At 66.4% G+C, this 3,308-nt stretch carries 1 protein-coding gene; it reads right to left on the reverse strand.

Going from position 1 to position 3,308, the window contains the following annotated elements; genetic code table 11:
- A partial coding sequence (locus U9980_RS25945) for a DUF4062 domain-containing protein (protein WP_322770329.1) occupies nt 1-2,322 on the reverse strand: 2,322 nt, incomplete at its 3' end.
- Nucleotides 2,323-3,308: the final 986 nt, after the last annotated feature.

Consider the following 3,308-nt stretch of genomic DNA (forward strand, 5'->3'; position numbering starts at 1 on the left):
TGCGGCGTGGCCGTCGAACACGGTCCTTTCAGTGCCGGCTGCTACGTCCCACAGCCGCACCGTCCGATCCTCCGAGGTAGTGGCCAACAACGCCCCATCCGGAGAAAACACACACCTGAGCGCCTTATCGGTATGGCCGTCGAACACGGTCCGCTCGGTACCGGCGGCCACATCCCACAGCCGCACCATCCGGTCACCGGACGCGGTGGCCAACAACGTCCCATCCGGAGAAAACACACACCCGAACACCCAACCGTTGTGATCGAGGGTTCGTCGCAGAGTCGGGCTTGGCAGGTCGGGCAGCGGCCAGATGTTGTCGAGTCGCGGACGCGGCAGATGGTCACGGTATGAAGCGACGGCCTGTTCGAGCCCCGTGACGCCCGCAAGCCTGCTCGCCAGCGTGGCGCCGAGCCCCGTGGGCGGGTCGAGCGGCGTCAGCAAATGCGCTTCCTGGCACAACGCTCGCCGCAGCATCTCCGCCGTCGGTGTTGCGACGAGTGCCAGATCCGCTTCGGCCCCCACCGTCGAGCCGAACCGTCGGGTCTTGGCTTCCACCCACCGCAGGTCACCGGCAAGCGCCGCCGCCTCATCAAACAGTCCAGCCTCGACCAGATGGCCGACCACATGTCGCCACAGGTAACCCGCGCTGTCCGGCAGCATCCACCAGGCCGTCCGTGTGTCCGGAAGTTGCGTGTTCGGCGCCGCGCACAACCGCCGTGCGGCGGCGACGAGCCGCCCCTGACCCGACACTGCGTCCGCAGGGGCAAGCCGCCGGCCGAGGTAAGCCCGGAGCACGTCATGCAAGGCGATCGCGGGCTCCCCATCGACCCACCGTTGCTGCACGAGCCGCAGCCGCACGAGCTTTCTCCGCAGCCGCTCGCTCTCCTGCGCGCTCAGGGCATCGTCGTGACCCCACAGCAGCGCCAGCACCGACGCCGGGATCTCCGCGTCCTCCGGGAAAATCGCCAGCTCGACCAGCAGATCCCGCTCCGACCCGGACAGCCGCGTGAGACTCGCCTCCACCGTCGCGGCCACCGCCTGACCCCGAGATCGCGCATCGTCCACATCCAGCACCGTCGGACCCTCCAGCTCCAACCGGCCAGCGACCCACACCGCCGCTTCCCGCACGTCCACCCCGTCACCGATCAGGTCGACCAGCTGAGCGTTCACGAGACCCAGCAGTACCGCCCAGCGGCCCGTCACCCGCATCAGACGGTCGACCGTCGCCGCCGGCACCCCGTCCACTCCGGCTGTGATCGTCCGCCGGGCGTGCTCCTGTTCCATCTGATCAACCAGAACCGACACCGCACCAGCCGGGACGACCCCCCGAATACGGGTCGTCACCAGCCGCCGGCATCGCTGCCCGCCGAGCAGGAACGGCGCGAGCTGACCCCGTTCCCACACGTCATCCACCACCAGCAGAGTCGCTGGCCGGTCGTCCAACAGCGCACCCAACCGGGTCCCGGCGACCATCGGATCCGACGACGTCCCCGCCATACCCGACAAAACCTCACACAAACCGTTGACCAGCCCCGCGAGATCGGCCCCGGCAGTGTGTTCCCCAATCGTCACCCAGAGCGCCCCACCGGCAAACCGATCTCGTACCCGCGCCGAGGCGCACACCATCTGCACCAGCGTCGTCTTACCGAACCCGCCCGCCCCCTCGACCGCCGTCGCCACACCCACCGTGCTATCACCCTCCGCGAGCACAGCAGTGGTCAGCGGATCGAGCACCTCCGGTCGCGCCACCGCCGCTGCAGGTGCGGCCGGCACCATCCACGGCCGCGTCACCCCGCCATTTGCACGCCCGTCCATACCGCGCCCCGAGCGGACGTCACGATCCAGGTCAAGCTGGCTTAGCGCAAGGATCACCGCCGCTTCTACGCCGTCAGCGGTGCGAAACCCGGCAGTGATCAGATCGCCTGACTGCAACCGTTTCCGGAAACCATCCACCGGCCCGCCCGGCACATCCGCCAACTCGTCCGGCAGTGAAACGTCCTCATCCAACAGGAACACCAGCCGGGGGATACCTAGCCGCGTCGCTGTCTGGAACTCCAGCTCCGTATACGACACCCCGCCGCCATCCGGTACCAACGATCCGTAGCGCAGACCGATCAGCCCGACATAAATATTACACGCGGTAACCTGTTGCACACAGAAATAGGCCGGTTCTTCATCTCGTGCCGCGAAATACGCCATATCCACCGCACGGTGACCCGCCTTCGACACGGCATCGATCGCCGCCCGCACAAACGACCGGCCGCCCGGGAACCTAGCCATGTCCGAGGTGTGGCTGACGAACACTGACCGTATTACCCCCATGGGCACACAAACTACCCGACATCCACCCTCCGCTACAGGTCAATCCGGACCTTGACCAAGGCGAATCCACGCCGTAGCGGGCGGCAGTGATTCGTGCAGGTCCAGCTCCGTGGACACGTCCACCCGGACATCGAAGTGCGCCTCTTCGCTGCGTGATCCACCAGTTATCCTTTCCGCTGCTGACGATCACAGCGCAGGGAGGGAACAGCTCCATGAGATGAACGAATACGAGACGCGCCAACGCACGGTTGGCAGACAGAGTCAGTGCATCCAAGCAGTGCCGCGTCTGACGTCGAGCCTGACCGCGCCCGTTGACAGCAACATGGGTGGACACCAGCGGACGCCCACGGACGACAGAGGCCCGTCGACCTAAGCCAGTAAACGTCGACGGACCTCGACAAACATCACGAACCGTCAAGCTGGCCGCAGTGTGGCTGCCCGATCGCGAGCGCGCTGTACGCCTTCCCGAAGTCATGCTGGGCTCCGATTTCCCGCTGAACCTCGATGGCTGTCCGGCCAGGCTTCGGCGGGATGAATGTAGGCCAAGGCTATTTCGTAGTCAATAGCCCGTCTTGATCATTTCTGGCTGTAGTCAAAGCATGGCCTGTGACCTGGCCGGATACCGACGGCGCACCGGAGACGGATGCACGGCAGGTACGCCCACCTCGTCGATCATGAAGTTCTCGACGCCTCACGTTCGCCACGAGAGGCTGTGCCCGGGCGGATCCCAGGCCCGGTGGCGATCTGGCGGGTGCTGGTACGTGTGGACCGTACGGCGTTGGAGGCCGCGGTCGGGGCCTGGATCCGGGCCCGCCCGAGTCTTGATCGTGGTAGGCGCATGGTGGGCGAGGACGGTCCAGTACCGTCCAGTACGGCCCGGCACGTTCCGGCATGGGGCGGGGCGGCACGGCGCTCGAGCAGCGGTGCAGGTAGCGGACATCCCGGCATGGGGTGGCATAGCCCGTATAGACGTGCTCGTTCTCTTA

This window comes from Protofrankia sp. Cr1, assembly GCF_963555865.1.
Classification (GTDB): Bacteria; Actinomycetota; Actinomycetes; order Frankiales; family Frankiaceae; genus Protofrankia.